This window comes from Actinokineospora alba (genome assembly GCF_004362515.1).
Lineage (GTDB): Bacteria > Actinomycetota > Actinomycetes > Mycobacteriales > Pseudonocardiaceae > Actinokineospora > Actinokineospora alba.
The window spans coordinates 4,303,835-4,328,553 of the sequence record NZ_SNXU01000001.1 but is presented as its reverse complement, the minus strand read 5'-3'; the positions used below and the strand labels follow the sequence as shown (position 1 = coordinate 4,328,553).

The 24,719-nt window shown below is 70.3% G+C and carries 32 protein-coding genes; 10 read left to right on the top strand and 22 right to left on the bottom strand.

The window, feature by feature from the left end:
• Nucleotides 1-37 precede the first annotated feature (37 nt).
• The gene (lgt, locus tag C8E96_RS20015) at nt 38-1,141 is read right to left on the bottom strand and encodes a prolipoprotein diacylglyceryl transferase (protein WP_091374610.1); all 1,104 of its coding nucleotides are present in this window, start codon (nt 1,139-1,141) and stop codon (nt 38-40) included.
• A 104-nt stretch (nt 1,142-1,245) separates the two neighbouring features.
• Between lgt and C8E96_RS20010 the strand changes: the two genes are divergently transcribed.
• Complete coding sequence (locus C8E96_RS20010) at nt 1,246-2,010, top strand: class I SAM-dependent methyltransferase (RefSeq protein WP_091374607.1); 765 nt, start codon at nt 1,246-1,248, stop codon at nt 2,008-2,010.
• Nucleotides 2,011-2,045: 35 nt separating this feature from the next.
• Here the strand turns inward: C8E96_RS20010 and trpA are convergent, their stop codons facing one another.
• The 5 genes from trpA to C8E96_RS19985 all read right to left on the bottom strand — a co-directional run bounded on the left by trpA (nt 2,046) and on the right by C8E96_RS19985 (nt 7,061).
• Nucleotides 2,046-2,837, bottom strand: a complete 792-nt coding sequence (trpA, locus tag C8E96_RS20005) for a tryptophan synthase subunit alpha (protein ID WP_407642640.1) — start codon at nt 2,835-2,837, stop codon at nt 2,046-2,048.
• The gene (gene trpB, locus C8E96_RS20000; protein WP_407642639.1) at nt 2,837-4,057 is read right to left on the bottom strand and encodes a tryptophan synthase subunit beta; all 1,221 of its coding nucleotides are present in this window, start codon (nt 4,055-4,057) and stop codon (nt 2,837-2,839) included. Before trpB ends, trpA begins: the two co-directional genes overlap by 1 nt.
• Nucleotides 4,054-4,863, bottom strand: coding sequence for an indole-3-glycerol phosphate synthase TrpC (gene trpC, locus C8E96_RS19995; RefSeq protein WP_091374600.1), 810 nt, complete (start codon nt 4,861-4,863; stop codon nt 4,054-4,056). The genes trpB and trpC overlap by 4 nt, the downstream gene beginning before the upstream one ends.
• Nucleotides 4,864-4,974: 111 nt before the next feature.
• Complete coding sequence (locus tag C8E96_RS19990; protein ID WP_091374597.1) at nt 4,975-5,490, bottom strand: Trp biosynthesis-associated membrane protein; 516 nt, start codon at nt 5,488-5,490, stop codon at nt 4,975-4,977.
• A 20-nt stretch (nt 5,491-5,510) separates the two neighbouring features.
• Nucleotides 5,511-7,061, bottom strand: coding sequence for an anthranilate synthase component I (locus C8E96_RS19985; protein WP_091375559.1), 1,551 nt, complete (start codon nt 7,059-7,061; stop codon nt 5,511-5,513).
• 93 nt (nt 7,062-7,154) lie between these two features.
• On the opposite strand from C8E96_RS19985, the gene C8E96_RS19980 reads away from it, so the two are divergent.
• Nucleotides 7,155-7,763: a TetR/AcrR family transcriptional regulator gene (locus tag C8E96_RS19980; RefSeq protein WP_091374594.1), complete on the top strand. Its 609-nt coding sequence runs from the start codon at nt 7,155-7,157 to the stop codon at nt 7,761-7,763.
• Nucleotides 7,764-7,978: 215 nt separating this feature from the next.
• On the opposite strand, the gene hisI is transcribed toward C8E96_RS19980, so the two are convergent.
• Genes hisI through hisF form a run of 3 tightly spaced genes read right to left on the bottom strand, consistent with a single transcriptional unit; the run spans nt 7,979 to nt 9,430 of the window.
• Nucleotides 7,979-8,323: a phosphoribosyl-AMP cyclohydrolase gene (gene hisI / locus C8E96_RS19975; protein ID WP_091374592.1), complete on the bottom strand. Its 345-nt coding sequence runs from the start codon at nt 8,321-8,323 to the stop codon at nt 7,979-7,981.
• On the bottom strand, nt 8,316-8,660 hold the full coding sequence (locus C8E96_RS19970; protein ID WP_091374589.1) for a hypothetical protein: 345 nt from the start codon (nt 8,658-8,660) through the stop codon (nt 8,316-8,318). The genes hisI and C8E96_RS19970 overlap by 8 nt, the downstream gene beginning before the upstream one ends.
• On the bottom strand, nt 8,657-9,430 hold the full coding sequence (hisF, locus tag C8E96_RS19965; protein WP_091374586.1) for an imidazole glycerol phosphate synthase subunit HisF: 774 nt from the start codon (nt 9,428-9,430) through the stop codon (nt 8,657-8,659). Before hisF ends, C8E96_RS19970 begins: the two co-directional genes overlap by 4 nt.
• A gap of 57 nt (nt 9,431-9,487) precedes the next feature.
• Here hisF and C8E96_RS19960 point away from each other — a divergent pair, with 57 nt between their 5' ends.
• Complete coding sequence (locus C8E96_RS19960) at nt 9,488-10,054, top strand: TetR/AcrR family transcriptional regulator (protein WP_091374583.1); 567 nt, start codon at nt 9,488-9,490, stop codon at nt 10,052-10,054.
• A gap of 108 nt (nt 10,055-10,162) precedes the next feature.
• On the top strand, nt 10,163-10,834 hold the full coding sequence (locus tag C8E96_RS19955) for a maleylpyruvate isomerase family mycothiol-dependent enzyme (protein WP_091374582.1): 672 nt from the start codon (nt 10,163-10,165) through the stop codon (nt 10,832-10,834).
• 8 nt (nt 10,835-10,842) lie between these two features.
• Here C8E96_RS19955 and C8E96_RS19950 read toward each other — a convergent pair whose 3' ends face one another.
• Nucleotides 10,843-11,682, bottom strand: coding sequence for a hypothetical protein (locus tag C8E96_RS19950; RefSeq protein ID WP_091374579.1), 840 nt, complete (start codon nt 11,680-11,682; stop codon nt 10,843-10,845).
• A gap of 17 nt (nt 11,683-11,699) precedes the next feature.
• Nucleotides 11,700-12,230, bottom strand: coding sequence for a hypothetical protein (locus tag C8E96_RS19945; protein WP_091374576.1), 531 nt, complete (start codon nt 12,228-12,230; stop codon nt 11,700-11,702).
• A 99-nt stretch (nt 12,231-12,329) separates the two neighbouring features.
• Here C8E96_RS19945 and C8E96_RS19940 point away from each other — a divergent pair, with 99 nt between their 5' ends.
• Nucleotides 12,330-13,049 (top strand): ABC transporter ATP-binding protein, encoded by a 720-nt coding sequence (locus C8E96_RS19940; RefSeq protein ID WP_091374573.1) that lies wholly within the window; start codon nt 12,330-12,332, stop codon nt 13,047-13,049.
• On the top strand, nt 13,046-13,780 hold the full coding sequence (locus C8E96_RS19935; RefSeq protein ID WP_091374569.1) for an ABC transporter permease: 735 nt from the start codon (nt 13,046-13,048) through the stop codon (nt 13,778-13,780). The genes C8E96_RS19940 and C8E96_RS19935 overlap by 4 nt, the downstream gene beginning before the upstream one ends.
• Before the next feature lie 3 nt (nt 13,781-13,783).
• Here the strand turns inward: C8E96_RS19935 and C8E96_RS19930 are convergent, their stop codons facing one another.
• Nucleotides 13,784-15,421 carry an alkaline phosphatase D family protein gene (locus C8E96_RS19930; protein ID WP_091374566.1) on the bottom strand — a complete coding sequence of 546 codons (1,638 nt, stop codon included), beginning with the start codon at nt 15,419-15,421 and terminating at the stop codon, nt 13,784-13,786.
• 159 nt (nt 15,422-15,580) lie between these two features.
• On the opposite strand from C8E96_RS19930, the gene C8E96_RS19925 reads away from it, so the two are divergent.
• On the top strand, nt 15,581-15,973 hold the full coding sequence (locus C8E96_RS19925; RefSeq protein WP_091374564.1) for a PPOX class F420-dependent oxidoreductase: 393 nt from the start codon (nt 15,581-15,583) through the stop codon (nt 15,971-15,973).
• A 16-nt stretch (nt 15,974-15,989) separates the two neighbouring features.
• Here the strand turns inward: C8E96_RS19925 and priA are convergent, their stop codons facing one another.
• From priA to hisH, 3 genes are read right to left on the bottom strand one after another with little or no spacing between them, the layout of a single operon-like run.
• A complete protein-coding gene (gene priA / locus C8E96_RS19920) occupies nt 15,990-16,721 on the bottom strand; it encodes a bifunctional 1-(5-phosphoribosyl)-5-((5-phosphoribosylamino)methylideneamino)imidazole-4-carboxamide isomerase/phosphoribosylanthranilate isomerase PriA (protein ID WP_091374562.1) in 732 nt (243 codons plus the stop codon).
• A 9-nt stretch (nt 16,722-16,730) separates the two neighbouring features.
• Entirely contained in the window at nt 16,731-16,964 is a 234-nt protein-coding gene (locus C8E96_RS33405) for a hypothetical protein (protein ID WP_091374559.1), read from the bottom strand.
• Nucleotides 16,964-17,596 carry an imidazole glycerol phosphate synthase subunit HisH gene (gene hisH / locus C8E96_RS19915; protein WP_091374556.1) on the bottom strand — a complete coding sequence of 211 codons (633 nt, stop codon included), beginning with the start codon at nt 17,594-17,596 and terminating at the stop codon, nt 16,964-16,966. Before hisH ends, C8E96_RS33405 begins: the two co-directional genes overlap by 1 nt.
• Before the next feature lie 125 nt (nt 17,597-17,721).
• Between hisH and C8E96_RS19910 the strand changes: the two genes are divergently transcribed.
• Nucleotides 17,722-17,949, top strand: a complete 228-nt coding sequence (locus C8E96_RS19910) for a hypothetical protein (protein WP_091374554.1) — start codon at nt 17,722-17,724, stop codon at nt 17,947-17,949.
• 4 nt (nt 17,950-17,953) lie between these two features.
• On the opposite strand, the gene C8E96_RS19905 is transcribed toward C8E96_RS19910, so the two are convergent.
• Together C8E96_RS19905 and C8E96_RS19900 are read right to left on the bottom strand one after the other, a co-directional pair.
• Complete coding sequence (locus C8E96_RS19905) at nt 17,954-18,865, bottom strand: transketolase family protein (RefSeq protein WP_091374552.1); 912 nt, start codon at nt 18,863-18,865, stop codon at nt 17,954-17,956.
• Between the two features lie 2 nt (nt 18,866-18,867).
• The gene (locus C8E96_RS19900) at nt 18,868-19,542 is read right to left on the bottom strand and encodes a thiamine pyrophosphate-dependent enzyme (RefSeq protein ID WP_228769873.1); all 675 of its coding nucleotides are present in this window, start codon (nt 19,540-19,542) and stop codon (nt 18,868-18,870) included.
• A gap of 85 nt (nt 19,543-19,627) precedes the next feature.
• On the opposite strand from C8E96_RS19900, the gene C8E96_RS19895 reads away from it, so the two are divergent.
• Both C8E96_RS19895 and soxR read left to right on the top strand, forming a co-directional pair.
• Nucleotides 19,628-20,158, top strand: coding sequence for an RNA 2'-phosphotransferase (locus C8E96_RS19895; RefSeq protein WP_091374549.1), 531 nt, complete (start codon nt 19,628-19,630; stop codon nt 20,156-20,158).
• Nucleotides 20,159-20,185: 27 nt separating this feature from the next.
• Nucleotides 20,186-20,629, top strand: a complete 444-nt coding sequence (gene soxR, locus C8E96_RS19890; protein ID WP_176926767.1) for a redox-sensitive transcriptional activator SoxR — start codon at nt 20,186-20,188, stop codon at nt 20,627-20,629.
• A 197-nt stretch (nt 20,630-20,826) separates the two neighbouring features.
• On the opposite strand, the gene C8E96_RS19885 is transcribed toward soxR, so the two are convergent.
• Genes C8E96_RS19885 through hisD form a run of 5 tightly spaced genes read right to left on the bottom strand, consistent with a single transcriptional unit; the run spans nt 20,827 to nt 24,671 of the window.
• A complete protein-coding gene (locus C8E96_RS19885; protein WP_091374543.1) occupies nt 20,827-21,480 on the bottom strand; it encodes a hypothetical protein in 654 nt (217 codons plus the stop codon).
• A complete protein-coding gene (locus tag C8E96_RS33400) occupies nt 21,477-21,638 on the bottom strand; it encodes a hypothetical protein (protein ID WP_166658055.1) in 162 nt (53 codons plus the stop codon). The genes C8E96_RS19885 and C8E96_RS33400 overlap by 4 nt, the downstream gene beginning before the upstream one ends.
• A 20-nt stretch (nt 21,639-21,658) precedes the next feature.
• Nucleotides 21,659-22,258 (bottom strand): imidazoleglycerol-phosphate dehydratase HisB, encoded by a 600-nt coding sequence (gene hisB, locus C8E96_RS19880; RefSeq protein WP_091374540.1) that lies wholly within the window; start codon nt 22,256-22,258, stop codon nt 21,659-21,661.
• Nucleotides 22,255-23,358, bottom strand: a complete 1,104-nt coding sequence (locus C8E96_RS19875; protein ID WP_091374536.1) for a histidinol-phosphate transaminase — start codon at nt 23,356-23,358, stop codon at nt 22,255-22,257. Before C8E96_RS19875 ends, hisB begins: the two co-directional genes overlap by 4 nt.
• The gene (hisD, locus tag C8E96_RS19870) at nt 23,355-24,671 is read right to left on the bottom strand and encodes a histidinol dehydrogenase (protein ID WP_091374532.1); all 1,317 of its coding nucleotides are present in this window, start codon (nt 24,669-24,671) and stop codon (nt 23,355-23,357) included. Before hisD ends, C8E96_RS19875 begins: the two co-directional genes overlap by 4 nt.
• Nucleotides 24,672-24,719 lie beyond the last annotated feature (48 nt).

Genomic DNA, 24,719 nt, shown 5'->3' with positions numbered 1-24,719 from the left:
TGAGGGCGGCACTCCAGGTGCGTCGAGTCCAGGTCGGTCAGCTGGTCGGCTTGGCGTCGTTGCCGGACGTCGCGGGCTCGGCGGTCTCCGCATTCTCGTCCGGGCTGACCTTGTCCGCTTCCGTGACAGAGTCCGTGGTGTCGGCATCCGTGGTGTCCGTGGCCTCGTCGGCGCGCTCGGAGTCGATGGGTTCCACCGCGTCCAGGTCAGTGTCCTCGTCGATGACGGTGACCGGCTCGCCGTCGATGGCGTCCACTGTGGACAGCTCCTCGCGGGGGCCGCGGCGGCGGGCGATGATGATGTAGACGATGGCGCCGACAAACAACACGGCTGAGGTGAAGACGTTGATCCGCAGGCCCAGCACCTGGGTGGCCGGGTCGGTCCGCATCATCTCGATGACCCCGCGGCCCACGGTGTAGCCGGCGACGTAGACGGCGAACGCGCGGCCGTGGCCAAGGCGGAACTTGCGGTCGGCCCACACGACGAGCAGCGCGACGAGGAGGTTCCAGATCAGTTCGTAGAGGAACGTCGGGTGCACCGGGCTGCCGTCGACCAGCGTGTGGCTGGCCTCCGCGACACCGTTGAGCGGGTCCTCGACGCCGAACTCGTTGATGCGCTTGTAGATCTCCAGGCCCCACGGCAGGTCCGTCGGACCACCGTAGAGCTCCTGGTTGAAGTAGTTGCCGATCCGGCCGATGGCCTGCGCGGTCACGATGCCGGGCGCGACGGAGTCGGCGAAGACGGGCAGTGGGACGCCCTTGCGCCTGCAGCCGATCCACGCACCGACACCGCCGAGGGCGATGGCGCCCCAGATTCCGAGACCACCGTCCCAGATGCGCAGTGCGTCGAGCGGGTTCTTGCCCTCACCGAAGTACCGGTAGTAGTCGGTCGCGACGTGGTAGAGCCTGCCGCCGACCAGGCCGAACGGGACGGCCCACACCGCCACGTCGATGACCGTGCCGGGGGCGCCGCCGCGGGCGATCAGCCGCCGCTCCCCCCACCAGATCGCGATGACGATGCCCAAGATGATGCACAGGGCATACGCCCGCAGCGGGAGCGTGATGAACCCGAGGTCGAGTTTCCACACACCGCGGTCGGGGCTGGGAATGTTCGCCAGGATCAGGCTGGAAGCGCTTGTCACGGGGGACACGGTAACGGCTCGCCGTCTTCTCGGCGTGAAGAGGTGGCACCCAGGCCGCGGGCGCGCAACAATGCGCGCACCCCAGCAGTGCCAGGAGGCAAACGATGCCCAGCGTCGAAGAGAACCTCAACCAGTGGTCGAACCACGAGTGGTCCTCGGGCGGTGACGAGTGGTCGGTCGGCTATGGCGGCACCGAGGCGATGTGGACGTGGACGATCCGCCCCCGCATCGGCCCGTTCCTGCCCGCCGACCACATCCTTGAGATCGCCCCGGGCTTCGGGCGCGCCACCCAGTACCTGGCGCCGTCGTGCAACCGCCTGACCGCCGTGGACCTGACCCAGCGGTGCATCGACGCGTGCAAGAAGCGCTTCGCCGACCTCGACCACATCGAGTACCACGTCAACGACGGCCTGTCGCTGGACATGGTCCAAGACGACTCGGTCGACTTCGTGTTCAGCTGGGACTCGCTGATCCACGTCGAGGAAGACGTCATCCGCGGCTACCTGGCCCAACTCGCCAAGAAGCTGGTCCCCGGCGGCACGGGCTTCCTGCACCACTCGAACATGGCCGCCTACCGCGGCGCCGACGGCGAACTCACCATCGAGAACAAGCACTGGCGCGCGACCAGCATGTCGGCCGAGAAGTTCCGCCAGTTCTGCCGCGAAGCGGGCCTGCGGTGCCTGGTCCAGGAACTGATCCCCTGGGGCGGCGTCGACTACACCGACTGCTTCTCGGTGTTCCGCCGCGAGTCCCCCGGCCTGCTGCGCCGCAAGCCGCGGGTGATCGAGAACAGCGACTTCTTCACCCACGTCCAGAAACGCCAGGCGACGGAGATCCGCGAGATCACCCGGGCTTACCGGGAGGTGTGATCCAACCGCGCCACGGAGGGCACTGACTCAGACCATCATCCGATGGGGGTCGGTGCCTTCCGCACACCCGCGGCCAGTTCCGCGGCCAGCTCACGGACCGAGTCGACGCCCGAGGCGGCGCGGGTGACGAAGGCGGAGCCGACGATCACCGCGTCCGCGAACGCGGCTACCTCAGCGGCCTGCGCCCCCGAGCGGACACCCAGGCCGACGGCGACCGGCAGCGTGGTGTGCGCGCGGGTGCGGGCGACAAGGCCCTCCGCGGCCGAGCCGACCGCGTCGCGGGCGCCGGTGACGCCCATGACCGCGGTGGCGTAGACGAAACCGGACGACGCCTTCACCGTGCTCGCGATCCGCTCGTCCGACGACGACGGCGCGACTAGGAAGATCCGGTCCAGGCCGTGCTCGGTGGACGCGGCCATCCACTCGGCGGCCTCGTCCGGGATCAGGTCCGGGGTGATGATTCCCAGGCCACCGGCCGCGGCGAGGTCACGGGTGAAAGCGTCGACGCCGTACTTGTGCACGGGGTTCCAGTACGTCATCACGACGGCCTTGCCGCCGTGCGACGACACCGCCTCGACCACGCGGAACACGTCGCGCAGGCGGAAGCCGTTGCTGAGGGCCTCGACGGCGGCGGCCTGGATGACCGGGCCGTCCATCACCGGGTCGGAGTACGGGACGCCGACCTCGACCAGGTCGCAGCCCGCGTCGATCATGCCCTTGAGCAGCTCGATCGAGGCGTCGACGGTCGGGTAACCCGCGGGCAGGTAGCCCACCAGGGCGGCGCGCCCCTCGGCCCGGGTGCCCTCGAACAGCGTGGCCAGGCCCATCAGGACTCCTCGTAGAAGCCGAAGTACTTCGCGGCCGTGTCCATGTCCTTGTCGCCCCGACCGGACAGGTTGACCAGGATCAGACCCTCCGGGCCAAGCTCCTGACCAAGCTTCAGCGCCCCGGCCAGCGCGTGCGCCGACTCGATCGCCGGGATGATGCCCTCGGTGCGCGAGAGCAGCTTGAACGCGGCCATGGCCTCGTCGTCGGTGACCGAGCGGTACTCGGCGCGGGCGGTGTCCTTGAGCCACGCGTGCTCGGGGCCGACGCCCGGGTAGTCCAGGCCCGCCGAGATCGAGTACGCCTCGACCGTCTGGCCGTCCTCGTCCTGCAGCAGGTACGACAGCGCGCCGTGGAGCATGCCGGGGCTGCCCTCGGACAACGTCGCACCGTGCTCGCCGGACTCGATGCCGTGGCCGCCGGGCTCGATCCCGACCAGCCGCACGTCGGCGTCGTCGATGAAGCCGTGGAAGATGCCGATCGCGTTGGAGCCGCCGCCGACGCACGCGGTGACCACGTCGGGCAGCCTGCCCGCGAGGTCGAGGATCTGGGCGCGCGCCTCGATGCCGATGACCTTGTGGAAGTTGCGCACCATCAGCGGGAACGGGTGGCCACCGGCCGCCGTGCCCAGCAGGTAGTGCGTGGTGTCCACATTGGTCACCCAGTCGCGCAGCGCCTCGTTGATGGCGTCCTTGAGGGTGCGTGAGCCGGACTTGACCGGGATGACCTCGGCGCCGAGCAGCTTCATCCGGGCGACGTTGAGCGCCTGGCGCTCGGTGTCGACCTCGCCCATGTAGACGACGCAGTCGAGGCCCATCAGCGCGCACGCGGTGGCCGTGGCCACGCCGTGCTGGCCGGCGCCGGTCTCGGCGATGACCCGCTTCTTGCCCATGCGCTTGGTCAGCAACGCCTGGCCCAGCACGTTATTGATCTTGTGCGAGCCGGTGTGGTTCAGGTCTTCGCGCTTGAGGAACACCCGGGCGCCGCCCGCGTGCTCGGCGAAGCGGGGAGCCTCGGTCAGCAGCGACGGCCTGCCCGCGTAGTCCCGCAGCAGCCGGGCGAACTCGTCGGTGAACTCCGGGTCGAGCCGCGCCTTGTCGTACTCCGCGGTCAGCTCGTCGAGCGCCCCGATCAGCGCCTCCGGCATGAACCGGCCACCGTACGGACCGAAGTGGCCCCGCTCGTCCGGATCGTGCTTGCTGGGCGCCTCAGTCGGACTCATCGACTCGGCCTCGGGCAAGCGGGGTGCGATCCGGCGGTGACCAGCTGGATCAGCGCGGCACGCGGGTCGTCGGACGCGACCAGGCCCTCGCCTACCAGCACCGCGTCGGCACCGGCACCGGCGTAGGTCATCAGGTCGCTCGGGCCGCGGACGCCGGACTCGGCGATCTTGACGATGCCCGAGGGCAGCCCCGGCGCGAGCCTGCCGAAGACATCGCGGTCGACTTCGAGTGTGTGCAGGTCACGGGCGTTGACGCCGATCACCTTGGCGCCCGCTTCCAGGGCGCGGTCGGCCTCTTCGGCGGTGTGCACCTCGACCAGCGCGGTCATGCCGAGCGACTCGACCCGGTCGAGCAGCGACGCCAGCGCGTTCTGCTCGAGCGCCGCGACGATCAGCAGCACCAGGTCGGCGCCGTGCGCGCGGGCCTCGTGCACCTGGTACGGGCTGACGATGAAGTCCTTGCGCAGCACGGGAATGTCCACGACGGCGCGGACGGCGTCGAGGTCGGCGAGCGAGCCGCCGAAGCGCCGCTGCTCGGTGAGCACGCTGATGACCCGGGCGCCCGCCTCGGCGTAGTCCTTGGCCAGTGCCGCGGGGTCGGCGATGGCCGCCAGGTCACCCTTGGAGGGGCTGCGCCGCTTGACTTCGGCGATCACGCCCACATCCGAACCGCGCAACGCGCTCATCGCGTCCCTGGGCGCGGGTGCCTTCGCTGCCAACTCCTTGATGGCGTCGAACGGAATCGCCGCCTCGCGAACGGCAAGGTCCTCCCGGACACCGTCGACGATCGATTCGAGGATGCTCACTGGCCACCCTCGATCGATGTTCGGCTCGTGTAGTGCCTCACAAGCATTGCCCCTTCCGCCTAAATGATGCTAACTCCGAGCCTTCCGACGGTCTGGCACCGGGTCCGCGCTTCAGCTCTCCCGCGCGGTGGGATCGTCCCCCTCGGACAGCGCCCGCCAGAGATCGGGTTCGGAGGCGGTAGACTCGTTGGCCGCCTTCGGAGTCCGGTATTTGGAACCGAGCCGGGGCATGCCGCGCCCGCGGACCACCAGCAGCGTTCCGGCGGCCACCATCAGCGCACCGCCGGTCACCGCGAGTGCCCGTCCCCAGAGCAGCGGATCGTCGCCCAGCGGCAGTATCAGCGGCACCAGCCCCAGGAGCGCCACCAGGCCGCCGACAGCCAACCGGACCCAGCCGCCCAGCGCGACGGCCGCGGCGATGGCGGCGAGCGAGAACAGCGCCAGTGGCACCAGGGCGGGCAGCATGTCGGCGCCCACGACCGGGACCCGCTCGTAGGCGTCGATGTCGAACACCGGCGACTGCGACCGGAAGTCCGTGCCCCAGCTCAGCCGCGACGAGCCCCACAGCGCCAGAGCCGACAGCGCCAGCAGCAGACACACAATCCACAGTGGACGCTTAGCGTTCATGGCCGCGCACAAGGGAAAGCTCAGCCACCGGTGGCCTCACGCATGGTCTCCGCGGTGGCGATGGCGGCCAGGACCGCACCCGCCTTGTTGACGCACTCGGTGTCCTCGGCCGCGGGGTTGGAGTCGGCGACGATGCCCGCGCCCGCCTGCACGTACGCGACCCCGTCGCGGATGAGCGCGGTGCGGATGGCGATGGCGGTGTCGCCGTCGCCCGCGAAGTCGAGGTAGCCCACGACGCCGCCGTAGAGGCCGCGCCGGGTGGGCTCGAGCTCCTCGATCAGCTCCATCGCCCGCGGCTTGGGCGCGCCGGAGAGGGTGCCCGCCGGGAAGCAGGCCGCGACGGCGTCGAACGCGGTCTTGCCCTCCGCCAGCTCGCCGGTGACCGTGGACACGATGTGCATGACGTGGCTGTAGCGCTCGACCCGGAAGAAGTCGACGACGTGCACGGTGCCGGGCTTGCAGACCCGGCCGAGGTCGTTGCGGCCGAGGTCGACGAGCATGACGTGCTCGGCGCGCTCCTTCTCGTCGGCGAGCAGGTCCTTCTCCAGGATCTGGTCTTCCTCGGGGTCGACCCCGCGCCAGCGCGTCCCGGCGATGGGGTGCGTGGTGGCGCGGCCGTCCCGGACGGTAACCAGGGCCTCGGGGCTGGACCCGACGATGCTGAACCCGTCGAGCTTCAGCAGGTACATGTACGGGCTCGGGTTGGTGGTGCGCAGCACCCGGTAGACGTCGAGCGGGTCGGCCTGGGTGCGCATCTCGAACCGCTGCGACACCACGACCTGGAACGCCTCGCCGGCGCGGATCGCTTCCTTGGCGGTCTCGACGGCGGCCTGATAGTCGGCCGGCTCGCGCCTGCGCGTGTAGTCCGGCTTGGGCCGGTCGAACACCGCGGCCGTGGGCGCGGCGGGCGTCTGCAGGTCGTGGGTCATCGCGTTGAGCCGGGCGACGGCGTCGTCGTAGGCCGCGTCGACCCGTTCGGGCGAGTTGTCCCAGTTCACGGCGTTGGCGATGAGGGTGATCGTGCCCTCGTGGTGGTCAAGCGCGGCCAGGTCGGTGGCCAGCAGCATCACCAGCTCGGGCAGCTTCAGGTCATCCTCGGCCAGCTCGGGGAGCCGCTCCAGCCTGCGGACCGCGTCGTAGCCGACGTAGCCGACCATCCCACCGGTCAGCGGCGGCAGCCCCGGCAGCGGATCGGTGTGCAGCGCCTTGACCGTCTCGTTGAGCGCCTCGAGCGGGTCGCCGCCGGTCGGCAGGCCGACGGGCGGGGTGCCGAGCCAGTGCGCCTCGCCGCCGTTCGCGGTGAGCGCGGCGGGGCTGTTCACTCCGACGAACGACCAGCGCGACCAGGAGCGGCCGTTCTCGGCGGACTCGAAGAGGAAGGTGCCCGAGCGGTCGCCCGCGAGCTTGCGGTAGACCCCGACGGGCGTCTCGGCGTCGGCGAGGACCCGCCGCACGACCGGGATGACGCGCCGGTCCGCCGCGAGGGTGTGGAACTCCTCGCGGGTGGGGCTGATCTCACCCATCCCGGTGGTCGATGGGACCCGGGACGCGATGCCGATGGCGCTGACCATGGCCACATTCTGCCGGGTGGCACGCACGCCCGTGGGGAGTGGGGTAATTCAACATATGTTGAACTATTATCACGTCTGCTCCATGATGATGCTATGGCGGACGAAGTTCAGCAGACCCCCAAGCGCGGGCGTCGCCCCGGCGGCACCGACACGCGCGCGGCGCTGCTCGCCGCGGCCCGCGAGGTGTTCAGCGAACAGGGGTACGACGGGGCCACCGTCCGGGCGATCGCGGCCCGCGCCGGGGTGGACGCGGCGATGGTCAACCACTGGTTCGGCGGGAAGGACGCGCTGTTCGGGGAGGCGGTGCTGCAACTGCCGTTCAACCCGAAGGAGATCATCGCCCACCTGCTCGAAGGTGGCGTCGACGACTTGGGGTCGCGGATCATCCGGACGTTCCTGACGAACTGGGACGTCCAGGGGGGTGGGGTGTTCGCGGCGCTGATCCGGAGTGTGGCGGCGCATGAGCAGGTGGCGCACGCCTTGCGGGACTTCTTTCTCAAGAACGTGTTCGCTCAGTTGGCTGGGACTGTTGCTGACGATCGGCCGGAGTTGCGGGCGAATCTTGTTGCCTCGCAGATGATCGGGCTTGGGGTTGTTCGGTATGTGGCCAAGTTCGATCCGTTGGCTGAATCTGATGTGGAGACGTTGGTTCGGGCTATTGGGCCGAATGTTCAGCGTTATCTGACTGGGGCCCTGGACTGAGGCTCTCTGCGGGCTTTGCGCGTGGGCTGCGGGCTTTGCAGGGGGCCTGTTTGGGTGGTTCGCCTTGATTTGGGGACCCCGGAAATGGGCCTGCGCGGGTAAAGCGGGCAGGATAGGGAAACTGCCCCGCGCCGCGAAAGTTTAGGCCCATTTCACCCCAAATCAAGGCGAACCACCCAAACAGGCAGTGAGGATTGGCCTCTCACGTTCCAGCGTTAAGACTTCATTAGTTGTCGTGCGTCGAAGCAGGTGCGGTCGCCGGTGTGGCAAGCCGCGCCTTGCTGGTCGACGGTCAGCAGGATTGTGTCGCCGTCGCAGTCGAGTCGTACGTCGTGGACTTCCTGGGTGTGGCCTGAGGTTTCGCCCTTGATCCACAGTTTGCCCCTGCTCCTGGAGAAGTAGGTGGCTCGCCTGGTGGTCAGGGTCAGGTGGAGTGCTTCGTCGTTCATCCAGGCGACCATGAGGACCTCGCCGGTGCCGCGCTGTTGGGCGACAGCACACACCAGGCCTTCGGCGTTGCGCTTGAGGAGGCCGGCGATTTCCGGGTCCAGCTCAGTCATTCGGCACTCCCGTGAAGTGGGCCCGTGCGGGGCCGGTCAGCAACAAGATCACCACGTACACATGTGCGGCGGCCAGGAGGCCCGACGACACCCGGGCCCACCACGGGAGGGCGCCTAGCGCGATCACCGTGTGTGCCAAGGCAAGCAGGCCGACGGCGACGAGAGCGGCCAAGCGGATTCTGGTCCACATCGCCGCGATCGCCACGGCCGCGATCACCGCCAGCACCACTGGAAACCGCAGCACGCCAGGCTCTTCGCGCAGCAGTGCCAGCCCGAGGAAGACCACTGCGGCGGCACCGACGATCGCTGCCGACAGTCGGACCTCGAGCGGTCTCACCGCACCTCGACCCCGGCCGCCCGCAGGGTGTCCTTGACCTCGCCGATGCGTAGCTGTCCGAAGTGGAACACGCTGGCCGCGAGGACCGCGTCGGCGCCGTGGGCGACGGCGGGTGGGAAGTGTTCCAGTGCGCCCGCTCCCCCGCTGGCGATCAGCGGCACGTCCACGACGGCGCGGACCAGGTCGATCAGGTCCAGGTCGAAGCCCGCCTTGGTGCCGTCGGCGTCCATCGAGTTGAGCAGGATCTCGCCCACACCCAGCTCCTGGCCGCGCGCGGCCCACTCGACGGCGTCGATGCCGGTGCCGCGCCTGCCGCCGTGGGTGGTGACCTCGAAGCCGGACGGCGTCGGCGCGGAGCCCTCGGGGACGCGGCGGGCGTCGACCGACAGGACGATGCACTGGGCGCCGTAGCGGTGCGACGCCTCGCGGAGGAACTCTGGGCGGGCGATGGCGGCGGTGTTGATGCTGACCTTGTCCGCGCCTGCGCGGAGCAGTTTGTCGACGTCGCCGACTTCGCGGACGCCGCCGCCGACCGTCAGCGGGATGAAGACCTGCTCGGCGGTGCGGCGGACGACATCGAACGTGGTCTCGCGGTCCGAAGAGGACGCGGTGACGTCCAGGAAGGTCAGTTCGTCGGCGCCTTCGGCGTCGTAGGCGGCGGCCAGTGCCACCGGGTCGCCCGCGTCGACCAGGTCGGCGAAGTTGACACCCTTCACCACCCGGCCCGCGTCGACATCGAGACAAGGGATCACGCGCACCGCTACAGACATGCCTCCGAGCCTACGTGGCGACGATACTGGGGTCCGAAGGACCATGAAGGGGAGGCGATGGCAGGCCGCAGACCGGGACAGACCCAGACACGCGAGCACATCCTGTCCGCCGCGCGCACCCAGTTCGGCGCGCTCGGCTACGGCGGGGCGACGATCCGCGGGATCGCGGCGGAGGCGGAGGTCAACCCGGCGCTCATCCACCACTTCTTCGGCACGAAGGAGCAGGTCTTCGTCGAGGCGCTGAGCCTGCCGGTCAACCCGACGGTCATGGCCGAGGTCGTGCTGAACGGCCCCCGCGACCACGCGGGCGAGCGGCTGGTGCGGCTGATGCTCGGCTTGTGGTCGGCCCCGGAACCCGGCAAGTCGTTCCTGGCCCTGCTGCGCTCGGTGTCGACCAACGAACAGGCCGCCAAGATGCTCCGCGAATTCCTGGAGCGCGCGGTGCTGACGAAGGTCGCGACGGCGCTGGGGGTCCCCCGGCTGCGGATGACGGCGATGGCCGCGCAACTGGTGGGACTGGCGATGGTCCGGTACGTGGTGCGGGTCGAGCCGATGGCCTCGGCCACCGATGACGAGGTCGTCGCCGTGGTGGCCCCGGTGATCCAGCACTACCTGGACGGCTGACCGAGCTTCCGGATCGGTGATCGGACAGGCGACGATTCCACGCCGTCGACACGGTCTCACTTGTGAAGCGAGCGACCGACTCGCCTGACCCCAGGAGCCCCCGTCGCGATGACCACACCAGAACCACCGACAGACCTCCGGCGCACGACCGGCCTCTGGCCGCTGGTGCACGCCGAGCGCGCCGCGCTGGCGACCGACCTCGCCGACCTGACCGACCGGCAGTGGGCGACACCGTCGTTGAGCACCGGTCTCACGGTGCGCGAGGTGCTCGCGCACCTGACCGCGGCGGCGAGTCTCACGCCCGTGCGATGGCTGGCGGGGGTGATCCGCTGCCGGTTCGACTTCGACAAACAGGTCGCCATGCGGCTGGCCCAGCACCTGGGCGCGACTCCGGCCGACACGCTCGCACGCTTTCGCCAGGTGGTCACCAGCACCACCAAACCACCGCTACCGGTCGTCGCGATGCTCGGCGAAGCGGTCGTGCACGGCGAGGACATCCGCAGGCCGCTGGGTCTGCGACGCGACTACCCGATCTCGACGCTGACTCCACTGGCCGAGTACTACGGCGGTTCCGACCTCGTCGTCCTCGCCAAAGGGCGCATCGGCGGCCTCCGACTCGTCGCCACCGACGGCCCCTTCACCACCGTTTCCGGGCCGTTGGTGTCCGGCCCCACGCTGGCCTTGATCATGGCCATGACCGGGCGCGTCCGATATTGCGAGGAACTCGAGGGCGACGGCGTGGCCGTTCTCCGCGACCGTTCCGCGACAGCGCGGGGATGAGCGCGACCTCAACGGCTGTCCGCCACCGGTTTCGTGGCCTGCCGCACGAGTCGCATGGTGAGGCTGGGGCGGTTGACCGTCCACGCTGAGGGCTCCACAGGCGCCTGGCCGTAGGACGGGATGCCGTCGGTGATCAGCTCCGTGATCCGCGGCTCATCCAGCGACTTCGCCGCGAAGCCGTAGAGCTGCTCCAGCCGCGGGAGGATCACGCCGAAGTCGAGCAGCCGCGGCAGGCTTCCCTCCTCGGCGAGGAGCCGGGCCAGCGAGCCGCCCACCACCGGGTAGTGCTGCGGGAAGACCCGGCGCAGGCTGAGGAACAGGCCGACCGTCCCATAGCGAGGGTCGCCGAGGTGTCTGGCCGCGCGGCCGAGTCGGCCCGCGGCCAGCCGGGGCTCGGCGACCAGCGCGTGCGCGTAGAGCGCGCGGACCAAGGTTACGTTGATCATGAAACGTTCGAGCGGGGTCTCGTCGTGGGCGAGTTCCTCGTGTTCGAGGTAGCCGGCGACGACGCTGGCGTTGTGCGCCCGGTACCAGGTGACCGGCGTCGGCCCGCGGACGAAGTCGGTCCAGAGTTCGACCGCGCGCGAGGACACCTGGCCACCGCGCGCCAGGTCGGCTTCGATCTTGTCGCGCAGCAGGCGCTCGTTGACCGCCCGCCACCACGGGCTCCCCCGCACCGGCGACAGCACGCCGCGCTCGAACTCCCAGCGCAGGAAGCTCAGTTCGCCGCGCGCGAAACCGCGGCGGCCCGGGGTCCGGTAGAACTCCCGGGCGAGCCGGAAGCGGCCCGCGGCGTCGTCGCGGACCTGTTCGACCCGCTCGTCGGCGGCCTCGCGGTGTGGTGCCATCGAGACCAGGGTGTCAGTTATGCCACCGGCTGCGCGCGCCAGCGGTGCATGAGGTCGGCCACGGCGCGCGCGTCGTCGAGCAGGGAGCGGACCTCGACCCGGGTTTCCTCCAGTTGCAGATCCCGGTCGACCAGGACTCCCTTGCGCCCCTCGGCGCCGCGCCAGCGGCTCGTCGCGCGGCGTTCCATGACGGCGGCCTTGCGGACCATCGCGACCGGCCTGCGGTTGGCCTTGACCAGTTCGCGGTGGACCTTGACCAGCCCGACGACCAGTTTGTCGATCGGCTTGCCGACACCGAACCGCACGGAGTCCTCGGCGGCGGCCGCGGCTCGCGCGATCGCGGTGTCCGGTTCGAACAGTGCCTCGACGGTGGGCAGCGCGGCCGTCGCCTCGCCGCCGGCGTCGAAGGACGCCACCGCCGCCTCCCACGCCTCGATCCCTCCGCGCACCGTGGAGAGGAACCGCTCCGGCATCACGTCCACACGCAACCTGGGACGGTCGGCGGACATGGCCAGCAACAGCGCGGACATGGCTTGGGCGGCGGGCATCGGACCTCCGGGTGGTGCGTTGGCGTGATCACCGTACGACTCGAACAGTCCCGTGCGTACCTCTTGACGGGCGAACTCCACGGGCGCAGAATTAAACGCATGACTAATTCTGCGGTGCTGGTACGCGGCTTGCGGGTCCGCCGCGGCGGTCTGGAGGTGCTGCGCGAGGTCGGGTTCGAGGTGCCCCGCGGATCGGTCACCGGTCTGCTCGGCCCCAGCGGGTGTGGCAAGACGACGTTGATGCGCGCGATCGTCGGCGCGCAGATCGTCGAGGCGGGCGAGGTGACCGTGCTCGGCTTGCCCGCGGGCGACCCCAAGCTGCGCGACCGGGTCGGCTACGCGACCCAGAACCCGGCCGTGTACGCCGACCTGACGGTGGCGGAATGCTTGCGCTACTTCGCTTCCGTGCTGAAAGCGCCCGCGTCCGATGTGGACCGGGTGATCGCCGACGTCGACCTCGGCGGTCAGAAGAACCAGCTCGTCGGCAAGCTCTCCGGCGGCCAGCGCAGCCGGGCCAGCCTGGCGGTCGCGCTGCTCGGCGAGCCGGAGCTGCTGGTGCTCGACGAGCCCACCGTCGGCCTGGACCCGGTCCTGCGCGACGACCTGTGGTCACTGTTCGGCAGGCTCGCCCTGGCGGGCACCACGCTGCTGGTGTCGAGCCACGTGATGGACGAGGCCGCCCGCTGCGAGCGGCTGCTGCTGATGCGCGAGGGAATCATCCTCGCCGACGACACCCCGGAAGGTTTGCGCGTCGACACCGGCAAACACGACCTGGAGCAGGCGTTCCTGCACCTGGTGCGATCGAGGGAGGCGGCGTGAACGCGACGATCACCCTGGCCACAGCGCGACGCATCCTGACCCAGTTGCGGCACGACCCGCGCACCATCGCGATGCTGCTGCTTGTTCCCACCCTGCTGATGACGCTGCTGCGGTTCGTGTTCAACGACGAGCTGGTGTTCAGCCGGATCGCGCCCGCGCTGCTCGGCGTGTTCCCGTTCGTGATCATGTTCCTGATCGCCTCGGTCACGACCCTGCGCGAGCGCACCACGGCCACGCTCGAGCGGCTGATGACGATGCCGATGGCCAAACTCGACCTGATCCTGGGCTACGCCATCGCTTTCGGCGGCATCGCGGTGTGCCAAGTGGGCATCGCCACCGGCGTCTCCGTGCTGTGGCTGGGACTCGACGTCGCCGGTTCGGTGTGGACATTGCTGCTGATCGCGGTGCTCGACGCGCTGCTGGGCATGGCGCTGGGACTGCTGGTCAGCGCGTTCGCCACGAGCGAGTTCCAGGCGATCCAGTTCATGCCGCTGTTCGTGCTGCCGCAGTTCCTGCTGTGCGGGCTGCTGCAGCCGCGCGACAGCATGGGCTGGGTGCTCAACGCGCTGTCCGACGTGATGCCGCTGTCCTACGCCGTCGACGCCCTGACCCAGGTCACCAGGTCCGCCGAAGTGGATCTGACGCTGCTGCGCAACCTGGTGGTCGTCGGGGCCTGCGTGGTGCTCGCCGTGGTCCTGGGTGCGGCGACCCTGCGCCGCCGCACCCCGTGAGCGCTAGGCGACGGGCGAACCCGCGGCCCTGACCTTCTGCGTGCCGACCGGCGTGGCCAGCGACTTGGCGTGCCGCGCGCCGGAGGTCGGGCTGAGCCGGTCGGTGATGTAGTACCAGTCCATCTGGACCCGCTGTGGGTTCACGTCGACCACCGAGTAGCCGTGCGAGTCCAGCTCGATGTACTTGAGGTGCCAGTTCCCCGCGTACAGCGCGGTTTCCGCGACCACGGACCCGGTTCGCGCGGGGATCTTGAGGATGTCGTCGATGTTGTCGCTGGTCACCGAGGTCGTGACGAACTCGGTGGCCACGCTGTTGCCGTTCCACCAGTAGCTGGAGCGGTCGATCGGCACGTCCGCGCCCCACGACGAGTGGATGTCGCCGGTGAGGAAGACGGTGTTCTTGACCCGGTTGTCCTTGAGGTGCCCCAACAGTTCCTGGCGGTCGGCGGTGTAGCCGTCCCAGGCGTCGGCGTTGGCCGCGACGCCGCCGATCGGCAGCCCGAGCAGGCTGCCGAGCGCTTCGAGGAACCGCGCCTCGACGTTGCCCACCGCGATAGGCGTGATCATCACCGAGTTTCCGACGAGCTTCCACGTCGCGTCGGTGCCCGACAGTCCGGACTTGAGCCACGCCATCTGCGGGTCGCCGGTGATCGTGCGGGCCGGGTCGTGCGGGTCGCCGGAGGACGGCGTGGTCTGCAGCGAGCGGTAGCTGCGCAGGTCGAGCAGGGACAGCTCGGCGAGCCGCCCCCACCGGAACCGGCGGTAGATCTGGCCGCCCGGCCCCTGGCGCACCGGCATCCACTCGAAGTACGCCTGCCGCGCGGCGGCCTTGCGCGCGTTCCAGTCGCCTTCGTTCGGCTGGTGATTGCCCGCGCCGCCGGACCAGGTGTCGTTGGCGTACTCGTGGTCGTCCCAGGTGATGAACCAGGGCTGGGCGGCATGCAGCGCCTGGAGATCGGGGTCGGTCTTGTACTGGGCGTGGCGGCGGCGGTAGTCGGCGAGGGAGAGCATCTCGTGGGCGGGCACGTGCGGGCGCACGGTCACGCCACCGGCCCCGAAACCGCCCACCTGGTACTCGTAGAGGTAGTCACCGACGTGCAGGACGCCGTCGAGGTCGGTGCGCGCCGCGAGGTGGCGGTAGGCGGAGAAGTAGCCCGCCTGCCAGTTCGAACAGGACACCTGGCCGAGGCGGAGCTTGCTCACGTCGGCGTCCACAGCCGGGGCCGTGCGAGTGCGACCGGTGGCCGAGGCGACGCCGTCGAGGGTGAACCGGTAGTAGTACACGGTCGCCGAAGCCAGTCCCCCGGCCTCGATCTTGACCGTGTGATCGCGCGCGGGTCCGGTGGCGGCGGCGCCGGACTGGACGATGTTGGTGAACGCCGGGTCGGTGGCCACGTCCCAGCGCACCTCGACGTCCGGGCCGGAGCCGGAGCCCGGAGTCGCGTCGGGAGTGGGCGTGACACGGGTCCACAGCAGGACACCGTCGGGTAAGGGATCACCGGAGGCGACGCCGTGCGCGAACTGCGGCACGGCCGCCGCGTCGGCCGGGGAAGCCAACGCGGCCGGGATGAGCAGGGCGCCACCGGCCACCGCGGAGGTGCGGAGGAAGGCGCGACGGTCGAAGGACGTGGTGGGAGTCACGCCTACAAGTGGTACACCTCGACATGAAGTGTCACACCCACTATTCGGATGAACTTGCCGGTAACTTACGCCGACGAATGGCCCGCGAGAAAGTTCGTGCCCCATCCGCCGCCGTGCCCGAATGGGTTGTCACCACGGATATCCGAGTACTGTCCCCCCATGGCATCGGACGGGCTGACCCGACTCGGCGACGGCAAATACCTCCTCGTCACCACCTTCAAGCGCGACGGCACCGCGGTCCCCACCCCGGTCTGGATCGCGCGCGACGGTGAGGCCCTCTACTTCTGGACCGTCACCGACTCGGGCAAGGTCAAGCGCATCCGCAACAACGGCCGCGTCCAACTCGCCGAGTGCGACTTCGGCGGCAAACCCCTCGGCGACACCTTCGAGGGCCAAGCCCGCATCCTCGACGCCGACGGGTCCGACCGGGCCCGGTCGCTGATCCAGAGCAAGTACGGGCTGGTCGGCCGGATCACCATGCTCGGCAGCAGGCTGCGCCGCGGCTCCGAGGGCACCATCGGCGTCGAGATCACCGTGGACGCGCCTGCCTGAGGCTATTTCGCCTTCGTCAACGAAGAGCGGAAATCGCCTCAGGCAGGGTGAAGTTGCCGTTGTACAAGGCTTTTCCGACGATGGCGCCTTCGACGCCGATTCCCGCCAGGCCCGCGAGCGCGATCAGGTCGTCCACACTGGACACTCCGCCGGAGGCGATCACCGGGGCGTCGGTGCGGGCGCAGACGTCGCTGAGCAGCTTCAGGTTCGGGCCCTCGAGGGTGCCGTCCTTGCTCACATCGGTCACCACGTAACGCGAGCAGCCGTCCTTGTCCAGACGCTCCAGGACGTCCCACAGCTCGCCGCCGTCGGTGGTCCAGCCGCGGGCCGCGACCCGGTGGACGCCGTCGGTGATGCGCACGTCCAGGCCGACCGCGACCTTCTCGCCGTGCTCGGCGATCGCCTTGGCGCACCAGGTGGGGTCTTCCAGCGCCGCGGTGCCCAGGTTCACCCGGGCGCAGCCGGTCGCCAGGGCGGCGGCCAGGGAGTCGTCGTCGCGGATGCCGCCCGACAGCTCGACCTTCACGTCGAGAGTGCCGACGACCTCGGCGATGAGGTCGCGGTTGCTGCCCCGCCCGAAGGCGGCGTCGAGGTCGACCAGATGGACCCACTCGGCGCCGTCGGTCTGCCACGCGAGGGCGGCGTCCAGCGGGGAGCCGTAGTCGGTCTCGGTGCCCGCGGCACCCTGGACGAGTCGGACGGCCTGGCCGTAGGCCACGTCGACGGCGGGTAGCAAGTAGAAGCTCACCGGAGCAGCCTATGTGGCCGGGTGCGCACGGCGGTGCATGAGGTAGCCCACGCCGAGGCCGACCACCAGGAGCAGTGCCCACACCCACAGCGGCAGGGTGCCGACCAGCGCGGTCAACACCCCGGCGAGGGCGGCGCCGACCGCTCCGCCGAGGGTCGTGGCGGTCGACCGCCTGCGCCTGCGCGCCGTGGTCGATCGGCGTCTGCTGGCGGGCGTGGTGCGCCGCTTGCGCGGGGCGGTCATCAGGTGACGTCCTTGAGCCAGTTCTCCAGCAGCTGCGCGCCCGCGTCGCCGGACTTCTCCGGGTGGAACTGGGTGGCCGACAGCGGGCCGTTCTCGGCCGCCGCGACGAAGTCGCCGCCGTGGTTCGCCCAGGTGACCAGCGGCGGGATCATCGGCGGCTCGGGGTGCAGGTCCCAGGTGCGCGCCGCGTAGGAGTGCACGAAATAGAACCGGGTCGCCGGGTCCATCCCGCCGAACAGGACCGACTTCTCCGGCGCGCGCACGGTGTTCCAGCCCATGTGCGGCACGATCGGGGCGTCGAGGCGGTCGACGACCCCGGGCCACTCGGCGCAGCCCTCGGTCTCCACGCCGTGCTCGATGCCGCGGTCGAACAGGATCTGCATGCCGACGCAGATCCCCAGCACCGGCCTGCCACCGGCGAGCCTGCGGCCGATGATCCGCTCGCCGCGGATGGCGCGCAGGCCCTCCATGCAGGCGGCGTAGGCGCCGACACCGGGGACGACCAGCGCGTCGCACTCGACGGCGGCCTGGAAGTCACCGGTCACCTCGACCTCGGCGCCGACGCGGCGCAGGGCTCGCTCAGCGGAGCGCAGGTTTCCGGATCCGTAATCAAGTACGACGACTCGTGCCACGCCGTTCAGCCTAGTCGCTGAACGGGCGTGACCTAACCGTGACCAAACTGGCGTGTGAATTCACTCGAAAGTGGGTAGTTAGCAGGTCACGGCCAGGTCGGGGCCGGAGTCCGAGGAGGGCGACAATGACCACCAACACCCGGGTGCGCTGGGGTTTGGCCGTCATTCTGTTCTTGGCCGCGATCGTCGACGCCTATCTGGCGATGTCGGAGTCGGTGGTGTGGCCAGCCATACTCGCCGTCCTCTGGATCGGCATCGCGGGTGCGCTCATCTCGGCGCGACCCGCGTCCCCGGTCGTCGACGCTCCCAGTCCGCACCCCGTGCCGGTGCCCGCGCGCGCCGCGCACGTCTGAGCGCTCAGTACCCGAGGAGTTCCCTCAGGGTCTTGGCGATCCCGGCGGCGTCCAGCCCGTGGATCTCGTCGTGCTGCTCCGGTGTCCCATAGGCGTGCACTTCCAGGTCCCGCCGCACGCCGATCGACCGCTGCCGGTGCGGCACGTCGGCGAGCGCGTCGGCGACCTGCGCGGCGGAGGTCCCCCGCAGGTACGGCTCCACGACCAGCACATTCGGCGCGGTCGAGTCGACCGCCGCCCGCAGCCCCGCGCTGTCGAACGGGCGGATCGTCGGGGTGTAGAGCACCGAGACGTCCACGCCCTCGGTCGCGGCCAGCACGTTGTCCAGGGTCGGACCGACCGCGACGACAGTGCCGAGGCTGCCGTGCTTGAGCGGGACGAACTCGCCGGTCACCGGCAGCGGCCGGGCGTTGGATCGGGCCGATAGCCGCAGGTAGACCCGGTCGTCGCCGGCGATGGCGCCTGCGAGCAGCGGACCGACCTCGTCCGGGTGGCCGGGGACGTGCACGGTCCAGCCGGGCAGCGTGTCGAACAGGGCGACGTCGGCGGGCGCCTGGTGGGTGCGGCCCATGGCCGGGTTGTCGTAGGACGCGCCGACGCTGACCAGCACGGCGCCGACGCCCTGGTGGCCCAGGTCGAGCTTGAGCTGCTCGTACGGGCGCTCGACCAGGAACGGGCCGTAGGTGTGCACGACCGGGCGAAACCCGGTGAGGGCGAGGCCGCCCGCCACGCCGATCATCGCCTGTTCGCGGATGCCGACGTTGACCACCCGGTCCGGGTAGTCGCGCGACGGGCGCTCGAACAGGCCTCGGGAGATCGCGGCGAGCACCAGCGCCACCCGCGGGTCCTGGTCGAGCGCCTCGGTCAGGTGCTCGGCGAACGCCTCGCGCATGGTGCGCAGGTCGACGGAGGTCATGGTCAGCCCTTCCGGACGTCGGCGACCACGACGAGTGGCCTGCCGGGGTGGTCGGCGGTGAGTGCGGCGTGGATGGCGTCGTGGTCGCGGCCGTCGACCGTGGCGGTCGCCCAGTTCTCCACGGCGAAGCGCGCCGCGATGCCGCCCGGCCAGCCGTGGTCGGCGTTGTCGTTGTCGATCACGATCACGGTGAGGTGGTCGAGACCGTGGCGGCCCGCGACGGCGATGGCCTCGTGGTTGCTTCCCTCGTCCAGTTCACCGTCGCCGATAAGGACGAACACGCGCGCCGAGCGACCTTGAGCCCGCAGCCCGAACGCCTGCCCGACGGCGATCGGCAGGCCGTGGCCCAGCGAGCCGGAGCCGATCTCGACACCGGGGACGAGCGTGCGGTCGGGGTGCTGGCCGAGGATGGAGCCGAAGTCGGTCCAGGTGTCCAAGATCGACGCGTCGATGAAGCCCTTGTCCGCGAGGACGGCGTAGAAAGCCATGGGGCCGTGGCCTTTGGAGAGCAGGAAGCGGTCACGGTCGGGGTCGTCGACGCGGTCGGGCGCGACGTCGAGCACCCGGTCGTAGAGGACCCACAGCACGTCGAGCGTCGAGGCCGCGGCCCACTCGTGCTTCTCGTCGCCGGTCATCCTGGCGAACAGCGGCGCCAGGTGCGTGGTGTCGGATGTCATGGCCCTACCGTGCAACTTCCAGTTCACTGGAGGTCAAGAACTTCCTGGCGATCGGCGCGGGCGCTGTGATCCACTACACGGCGTTATGGACATCAAACTCTCCAAGCGCCTGTCGAAGGCGCTGCGGCACGACCCGGCCCACCTGGGCCTCACCCTCGACGCCGCGGGCTGGACCGACGTCTCCGCCGTCCTCGCCGCCCTGCGCGTCGACCGCGAAACCCTCGACGCCGTCGTGGCCGAGAACAACAAGCAGCGCTTCGCCTACGACGAGACCGGGACGCGGATCCGGGCCAGCCAGGGGCACAGCGTCCCCGTCGACCTCGGTCTGCTGCCCGCCACACCGCCGGACGTGCTCTACCACGGGACGGTCGCGGCGGCGCTGCCGTCGATCGAGGCGGACGGGCTGCGGCCGATGAACCGGCACCACGTGCACCTGTCGGCCACCCGCGAGACCGCCGTGACGGTCGGGGCCCGGCGAGGGAAGCCGGTGATCCTGGTGATCGACGCGGCCCGGATGGCGGCCGACGGCCACGTCTTCCACGTCAGCGCCAACGGTGTCTGGCTGACCGACCACGTCGGGCCCGCGTACTTCGACCTACCTGGAGGTCCCCGGTAGGCTCTTCGGGTGTCCAAGCTCCCTGAGATGCTGACCATCGGCGAGGTAGCCGATCGCAGCGGTGTTCCCCACACGGCCCTGCGCTTCTACGAGGAGCGCGGGTTGATCACCTCCGAACGCACCGCGGGCAACCAGCGGCGGTACGCGCGGGCGGTCTTGCGTCGGTTGGCCTTCATCCGCACCGCCCAGCGGGTGGGGCTGTCCCTGGAGGAAATCCACGACGCGCTCGACCTGCTGCCGGAGCGGCGGACGCCGACGAAGCTGGACTGGTGCAAGCTGTCCAAGTCCTGGCACGGCGAGATCGAGGCACGCATCGACGCCTTGCAGCGGCTGCGGGACAACCTGACGTCCTGCATCGGCTGCGGCTGCCTGTCGCTCAAGAGCTGTGGGCTGATCAACAGTGACGACGGGTTGGCGAAGTTCGGCCCCGGCGCGCCCCGGTTGAAGGCGGCGACCGAGGGCGGGATCTGAGGTGACCACCCCCTGCCGCTGACCGCCCGCTCGGTCGCGCCGGCGGAGCCGGCGCCATGTCACAGCTGCCACCAGCCCTACTACCGCACCGACTGCTCGGGCTTCGTCTCGATGACTTGGGGGCTCTCGGTCAGCTACGCCACGCACCAGGAGTACCGCTGGGCAGGGCCGGGCGAACTCGCGTACACGCCGGTGCGCTACCGAGGGACCTGAACGTCCGTTCGCAGCCCAAGAGGATCGAGCACCGGGAACTGCTGTCGCCACCTGGATGCAGCCAACAGGGCGCCCACAACATCGATCACTCCCACCGGCACCAATATGATGAACCACCACTGGAGGAACGGCGGCAAGGACTCGAAATCAAAGGCCAGCCACAACGCGGACAAGCAGAGGACCGACGTGCCCACACGTAGCACCATCTCTCCCGCGAGGCCACGGGAGCGCTTGTAGCTGCGCCGGTCGGTGGAGCGCTCGCCGAACAGCTTCTCCCACCACGGCCGGGGATGGGTCGGCACCGCGGCGTCGGCCCCACCTTGGTCGAGCCAGCGGATGAGTTCGGCCTCGGCGGGCAGGCCCTCCTGCTGGAACAGTTCGATGGCAGGCAGTGCCGGGTCCGCGTCGAAGTAGTCCGCGTGCTCGACCACGATCCCGGTGTCAGTCCACACCAGACCGATCCCGCCGCCCAGAACCGCCCGGGTGTCCTTGATCGTCCGCTCGGTCACCGGGTTCGGCCCGACGACAAACGTCCCGTTCAGCGTGGGCACGAGCAGTCGTCGCCTGCCCGATCGGTCGAGCAGGCGAGTCTGGACGTCTGACAAGTCGTCGCGGACCCAGACGGCCGCGCGTCTCATGAGGACAGGTGCCAGGCCAAGGCGCCGCCGCCCGCCATCAGGGCGAACAAAGCCAGCAGGATCGCCATTCCCTTGGCCGTCTTCCAGGTCGTGTAGACGCCTCCGATGAGGATTCCCGCCAACGCGATCAGGCCGATGACGACGAGGTCCTTCGACACCAACTCAGTCTCCCGACTGCTCAGAGAACGCCCTTGGTCGACGGGACGCCGCCGACCCTCGGGTCCGATTCGGTCGCCGCGCGCAGGGCCCGGGCGAAGGCCTTGTACTCGGCCTCGGTGATGTGGTGCGGGTCGCGGCCGTGGATGACGCGCAGGTGCAGGGCGATCTGGGCGTGGAAGGCGATCGACTCGAAGACGTGGCGGTTGAGGACCGTCGGGTAGTTGTTGCCGACGACGAAACCGGTCATCACCTCGGGCTCGCCGGTGTGCACGCAGTACGGCCGCCCGGACACGTCCACCGCCGCGTGCGCGAGGGTCTCGTCCATCGGGATCCACGCGTCGCCGAAGCGGCGGATGCCGGACTTGTCGCCCAGGGCCTCGCGCAGCGCTTGACCCAGGACGATGGAGACGTCCTCGACCGTGTGGTGGGCGTCGATCTCGATGTCGCCGGTGGCGCGCACGGTCAGGTCGAACGAGGCGTGCGCGCCGAAGGCGGTGAGCATGTGGTCGAAGAACGGCACACCGGTCGAGACCTCGACCTTGCCCGAGCCGTCGAGGTCGACCTCGACCAACACGGACGACTCCTTGGTGATCCGCTCCACGCGGCCGACACGGTTCACTTGATGATCTCCTTACTGGCGGCCAGGAAAGCGTCGTTCTCCACTGGGGTACCCACGGTCACCCGGAGGAACCCGGGGATGCCGACATCCCGGATGAGCACGCCTTCGTCCAAATAGGACTTCCAGGCGGCGGGCGCGTCGTCGAACTGTCCGAAAAGGACGAAATTGGCATCGCTGGGCACCACGTCGGCGCCGAGCCCGGCCAGGGCGGCGGCCACGCGGTCGCGTTCGGCGGCCAGCGCGTGCACCGAGGCCAGGGTCTGGTCGGCGTGGCGCAGGGCCGCGCGGGCGGCGGCCTGGGTGAGCGCGGAGAGGTGATACGGCAGGCGCACCAACAGAAGCGCGTCGACGACCGCTGGTGCGGCGGCCAGGTAGCCGAGCCGCCCGCCTGCGAAGGCGAACGCCTTGCTCATGGTGCGGCTGACGATGACCTGCGTGGGGAACTCGTCGATGAGGTGGACGGCGCTCTCCTGCGGGGAGAACTCCGCGTACGCCTCGTCGACCACCACGATCCCCGGCGCGGCCTCGACCAGCGCGCGCAGGTCGTCGAGCGGGATCGACTGGCCGGTCGGGTTGTTCGGGCTGGTCACGAAGACCACGTCCGGCGACCGCTCGGCCAGCACCTTCACCGCTTGTTCGACGTCGAGGGAGAAGTCGGCGCGGCGCGGCGTCGGCGACCACTCGGTGCGGGTGCCGCCCGCGATGATCGGGTGCATCGAATACGACGGCTCGAACCCGAGCGCGACCCGGCCGGGACCGCCGAAGGCCTGCAGGATCTGCTGCAGGATCTCGTTGGACCCGTTGGCCGCCCACAGGTTCGCCACCGTCAGCGGCACGCCGGTCGACTCGGCGAGGTAGCGCGCCAGGTCGTCGCGCAGCGCGATGGCGTCGCGGTCCGGGTAGCGGTGCAGCGTGCCCGCGATCTCCTGGACCGCCGCGGTGATGTCGGCGACCAGCTCGGGCGGCGGCGGGTACGGGTTCTCGTTGGTGTTCAACGGGAACGGCACGTCGAGCTGCGGCGCGCCATAGGGCGAGCGGCCGCGCAGGTCGTCGCGCAGCGGCAGGTCGGCCAGGGCCGCCCGCTGCCCGGGCGCGCTCATGACTCGAACCTCGCGGTGACGGCTTCGCCGTGCGCGGGCAGGTCCTCGGCGTTGGCCAGCGCGACGACGTGGCCCGCCACCTCGCGCAGCGCGTCCTCGGAGTAGTCGATGACGTGGATGCCGCGCAGGAACGTCTGCACCGACAGGCCCGACGAGTGCCGCGCGCAGCCGCCGGTGGGCAGCACGTGGTTGGACCCGGCGCAGTAGTCACCGAGCGAGACCGGGGCGTACGCGCCGACAAAGATCGCGCCCGCGCTGCGGACACGGGCCGCCACGGCCCGCGCGTCAGCGGTCTGGATCTCCAGGTGCTCGGCCGCGTAGGCGTCGACCACCCGCAGCCCGTCGTCCACTGAGGACACCAGGACGCAGCCGGACTGCTTGCCGCGCAACGCGGTGGTGACCCGGTCGGAGTGCTTGGTCGCCTTGGCCCGGATCTCCAGCTCGGCGTCGACGGCGTCGGCCAGCTCGACGGAGTCGGTGACCAGCACGCTCGCCGCGAGCGGGTCGTGCTCGGCCTGGCTGATCAGGTCGGCGGCGACGTGCGCCGGGTCGGCGGTGGCGTCGGCCAGGATGGCGATCTCGGTCGGCCCGGCCTCGGAGTCGATGCCGATGAGACCGCGCAGCAGGCGCTTCGCGGCGGTCAGGTAGATGTTGCCCGGCCCGGTGACCATGTCGACCGGGGCCAGCTCGGCGCCGTCGGTGTCGACGCCGCCGTAGGCCAGCAGCGCCACGGCCTGCGCGCCGCCCACGGCCCAGACCTCCTCGACGCCGAGCAGCTCGGCGGCGGCCAGGATCGTCGGGTGCGGACGGCCGCCGAACTCGGCCTGCGGCGGCGAGCAGACGACCAGCGACTCCACCCCGGCGGCCTGCGCGGGGACGACGTTCATGACCACGCTCGACGGGTACACCGCGAGCCCGCCCGGCGCGTAGAGCCCGACCCGGGCGACCGGCACCCAGCGCTCGGTGACCGTGCCACCGGGGACGACCTGGGTGGTCACGTCGGTGCGGCGCTGTTCGGCGTGCACCACGCGGGCGCGCGCGATCGACTCCTCGAGGGCCGCGCGCACCGCCGGGTCCAGCTCGTCGAGCGCGCGCGTCAACTCCGCGGCGGGCACCCGGACCGACTCGGGACGCACCCGGTCGAACCGCTCGGTGAACTCCAGGGCGGCCTCGACCCCGCGCTCACGGACCCCGTCGACGATCGGCCGCACCTGATGGATGACCGCGTCCACGTCGACCTCGGCCCGGGGCAGCGCGTGGCGCAGCTCGACGGGCGACGGGACGGCGGAGCGCAGGTCAGTACGGGTGAGCATGGGGTCCTTCCATCAGTGCGGGGACCCCTCAAGAGTAAGGCGTCGACC